Below are 3,980 nucleotides of genomic sequence, written 5' to 3' on the forward strand. Positions count from 1 at the left end.
CGGGGGCACAGTGGCGGGCGTCGGTGGGGGGTGGGCAACCGTGGTGTTCCGGTATGCGTGATGATCCATGCACCGGATCGCTCACAGCAGAGGACTTCACATGCGCGCCGCCCCCCTCGCCGTCACCGCCCTCGCCGCGGCCCTGCTCCTGACCGGCTGCTCCGGCGACAACGACAGCTCCGGTGGTGACAAGGCCACAGCGAGCCCTGACAACGGCACCACGTGCCGGATCGGCGCCATGGACGTGGAGGTCGGCCCCGCCAACGTGGCCCCCGCCGCCGGGGACACCGGCAACATCCCCGTCACGCTCACCAACCAGAGCGCCGACTGCACGCTGGACGGCTTCCCCGGCGTCGACCTGAAGGCCGCGGACTCGTCGGCGAGCCTCGCGCCCGCGCAGGGCGCCACCGCCACGAAGCTGACCCTGGCCAAGGGCACGGCCGCCACCTTCACCCTCACGTACACGCGCGGCGAGGCCGACGCCGGGGCGAGCCTCGACGTGACGACGCTGGAGATCGGCCTGCCTGGAGCGGACACCCGTAAGAGCTTCAAGTGGTCGTACGGGCCGGTTCAGGGCAAGGGCGGCAAGGCCGCCGACCCGACCGCCTCCGTCGGCGCCTTCACTCAGGCCGGCGACTGAGCCGGGGCCGGTTGCCGACCTGCGCCCGGTCGGCCGCCCGGGTGCCCTCGGTCCAGCCCGCCTCGTCGCTGACACCGCGCAGCCGGGTCGTCGTGGTCCGCGGGAACATCCGCTCCACCCGGTCGGTGACGGCGACCTCGCGGGAGGCCAGTACCGGCAGCAGGTCGTCGGTCACCGGGGCCTCGGCGGCGGCGCGCAGGCGGTCGCCGACGCGGTGGGCGTAGGCCGCGAGGAAGGACTGCCGGAAGGTCTTGGTGCGCTTGCGGCCGCCCGACCGCTGCGCCGCCTCCGCCTTCGCCATCGCGGACTGCGCCTGCACGAGCAGCGAGGTGTAGAGGAGTTCGACGGACGCCAGGTCGCCCTCGAAGCCGACGACCGTGGAGAAGGCGAACGGTTCGTTCCACACCGCCCGGCAGTGGTTGGCCGTGGCGACCGCGTCGAGGAGCACCGCCTTCGCCTGCTCGTACGGCGGCTCGACCCCGATCCGGCAGGCACCGGGGGTGTCCTTCGCGGGCGCCCGGGCGTCGAGCAGCGCCTCGTCGACACTGTGGCGGGCCATCAGCTCCTGCGCCTTCGCGGTGAGCGCCTCCGCCTCCTCGGGAAAGCCGGTCGCCTCCGCCTTGGCGAGCAGGGCGCGGATACGGCCGAGCATGCGGGCGTCGCCCTTGTGCCCCCCGTGCTCCCGCCGGGGGTCCTCCAGCGGCTCCAGCGCGGGCAGGCGCAGCAGCAGGCGGTACAGCTCCAGTACGGCGGTGGCGTGCGTGAAGCGGTCGGGGCGGGGGGTGTCGTCGCCGGGCTCCTCCAACTGGGCGAGCTGGGCGGTCCAGCGGGGGCCGCGCGGGCCGTCGTCGGGGGCCTGCGCGCGGATCAGCGCGGCGGCGAGGCGCACGTGGGTGTCGTCGAGCTCGCGGCGCACGATCCGTACGACGTCGGCGGGCTGCCAGCCGCGCCGCCAGGCCTGCGCGACGAACTCGGCGCCGCGCCGATCCAGTTCGGTGTCCGTGGCGGGGTCGGCGGCGAGGAGGGAGGCGCCGGTGTCCAGGGCGGTGTCATCGTCGGCGTAGAGGGCGGTGCGGAGGGCGCGGTCGACGGTGGCGGTGGGGTCGCCGTTCGTGCCGCTGCCCTTGTCGCCGCTCTGGCCGCTGCCCTTGCCGTCGTTCGTGCCGCTGCCCTTGCCCTCGTTCCTGCGGCTGCCCTTGCCGTCGTTCGTGCGGCTGCTCTTGCTCCTGCTCACGGGGCGATCGTCTCACTCCGCGAAAACCGGTCGCCCACGCGCGCGTGCCGCTTCGAGCATGGCGGCATGGTGGACATGTCTCTGTACGCGGCGTTTCTCGTCGCCGCCTTCGCGCTCTGTGTCACCCCCGGCCCCGACATGATGTTCATCGTGGCGATGGGCGGGCGGGGCGGCCCCGCTGCCGGGGTGATGGCGGCGTTCGGCGTGGCCTGCGCCATGCTCGTGCACACGGTGGCGGCGGCGCTCGGGCTGTCTGCGCTGTTCAACACCCTGCCGACGCTGTACCACGTACTGCGCTGGGTGGGCGCGGCCTATCTGCTCTGGCTGGCGGTGAGGGCGTTCCGGGACCGGTCGGTTCCGGGTGAGAGCGGGGACACCGGCGGCGGGGCGGGGATGCGGCGGGCCTTCTGGCAGGGTGCCGTCACCAATCTGCTCAACCCCAAGGTGATCCTCTTCAACGTGGCGTTCCTGCCCCAGTTCGTGAACCCGTCGCTCGGGCACGTGCCGGGGCAGTTGCTGCTGCTCGGGACCACGCTCGTGGTGATGGGGTTCCTGTGGGACGGCGGTGTGGGGCTGCTCGCGGGACGGCTGGGGGACGTCCTTAGGCGCAGTGCGCGCGTGAACCGGTGGATGAACATCGTCTCGGGGACGGTGTTCACGGGGCTCGCGGTGCGGCTGGCGGCCTCACCGAAGTAGGCGCGAAGGAGGAGCGAAGAAGGGGGAAGGAGGAGCGAAGGAGAGGCAACCTCTGGTTGACACCTCTCTACTGTCAACCTAAGGTTGACACCATGACGACGAACCCCAACATCACGTCATCCGTACGCCTCGACGACCTCATCACGGCCATCAAGAAGGTCCATGACGAGCCCCTCGACCAGCTCCAGGACGCGGTGATCGCCGCCGATCACCTCGGGGAGGTGGCCGACCACCTGATCGGCCACTTCGTGGACCAGGCCCGGCGTTCGGGCGCCTCCTGGACGGACATCGGCCGGAGCATGGGGGTCACCCGGCAGGCGGCGCAGAAGCGGTTCGTGCCGAGGGAGTCGGCGGACCTCAACGCCGACCAGGGCTTCAGCCGGTACACCCCCCGGGCCCGCAACGTGGTGATGGCCGCCCACAACGCGGCCCTCACCGCCCGCAACCCCGAGGGACGTCCCGAGCACCTCGTCCTCGGCCTGCTGGCCGAACCGGAGGGCCTCGCGGCCAAGGCACTCGTCGCCCAGGGGGTCACCCTCGACGCCGTCCGCCGGGCCGCGACCGACGCGCTCCCGCCGGCCGCCGAGGAGGTCCCCGAACTCGTCCCCTACGGCTCCGACGCCAAGAAGGTCCTGGAGCTCACCTTCCGCGAGGCGCTCCGGCTGGGCCACAACTACATCGGCACCGAGCACATCCTGCTGGCCCTGCTGGAGTTCGAGCACGGCACGGGGGTGCTGTCGGGACTGGGCATCGAGAAGGAGCCGGTGGAGGCAGCCCTCGTGAAGGCGCTGGAGGAGTACGTCAAGGCACGGGGAGAAGGGGGCGAGGAGGGCTGAGGGGCCCGGCTGGGCGGCTGATCTCCGGTCCGGCTCAGGCGGCCGCACCCGGACGGCCGCGGTCCGGACGCCCTCGGTCCCCGGTCAATCGTCCACGCCCGGATGCCACGAGCTGACTCCCTTCCACCGCCCGGACGGACGTGGTCCGACCGAGCCGTACGCAGTCCGGACGCCCGCAGTCCCGTTCAATCGGCCGCGCCCGACGCCCGCGGTCCGGCTCACCCTTCCGCCACCCGGGCGTCCTCCACTCGACCCAGCCGTCCTCGCCCCGATGCCCCCGACCCGGCTCACACTTGCGCGGCCCGGACACCGGCGGTCCGGCACAGTCTTCCGCCGCCCGGACACCTGCGCCCTGCCCAGCCGTCCTCGCCCCGATGACCCCGACCCGGCTCACACTTGCGCGGCCCGGACACCGGCGGTCCGGCTCACCCTTCCGCCGCCCCCGACGTCCGTCACCCGAAGCGCATCCGTACGCGGCCCCCGCAGCCCGACACAGCCCGCCGCGACCGGTTGTCCGCTCTCCCGCCCAGCCCCCGCCCCCGTACGGGCGCCGTGGCCTGCGCTGTCCGGAAGG

Annotated in this window: 4 protein-coding genes; 3 read left to right on the plus strand and 1 reads right to left on the minus strand. The window is 73.1% G+C overall.

The window, feature by feature from the left end; all coding sequences use genetic code 11:
* Nucleotides 1–100 precede the first annotated feature (100 nt).
* Complete coding sequence (locus AOJ26_RS39110; RefSeq protein WP_053853096.1) at nt 101–640, plus strand: DUF4232 domain-containing protein; 540 nt, start codon at nt 101–103, stop codon at nt 638–640.
* On the opposite strand, the gene AOJ26_RS39115 is transcribed toward AOJ26_RS39110, so the two are convergent.
* The gene (locus AOJ26_RS39115) at nt 621–1,682 is read right to left on the minus strand and encodes a DUF2786 domain-containing protein (RefSeq protein ID WP_053853099.1); all 1,062 of its coding nucleotides are present in this window, start codon (nt 1,680–1,682) and stop codon (nt 621–623) included. The genes AOJ26_RS39110 and AOJ26_RS39115 overlap by 20 nt on opposite strands.
* A 258-nt stretch (nt 1,683–1,940) precedes the next feature.
* On the opposite strand from AOJ26_RS39115, the gene AOJ26_RS39120 reads away from it, so the two are divergent.
* Together AOJ26_RS39120 and AOJ26_RS39125 are read left to right on the plus strand one after the other, a co-directional pair.
* Nucleotides 1,941–2,570: a LysE family translocator gene (locus AOJ26_RS39120; protein ID WP_053853097.1), complete on the plus strand. Its 630-nt coding sequence runs from the start codon at nt 1,941–1,943 to the stop codon at nt 2,568–2,570.
* Nucleotides 2,571–2,662: 92 nt separating this feature from the next.
* Nucleotides 2,663–3,406 (plus strand): Clp protease N-terminal domain-containing protein, encoded by a 744-nt coding sequence (locus tag AOJ26_RS39125; protein WP_053853098.1) that lies wholly within the window; start codon nt 2,663–2,665, stop codon nt 3,404–3,406.
* Nucleotides 3,407–3,980: the final 574 nt, after the last annotated feature.

The sequence above is a fragment of the Streptomyces sp. NRRL B-24085 genome, from assembly GCF_001282115.1.
Lineage (GTDB): Bacteria > Actinomycetota > Actinomycetes > Streptomycetales > Streptomycetaceae > Streptomyces.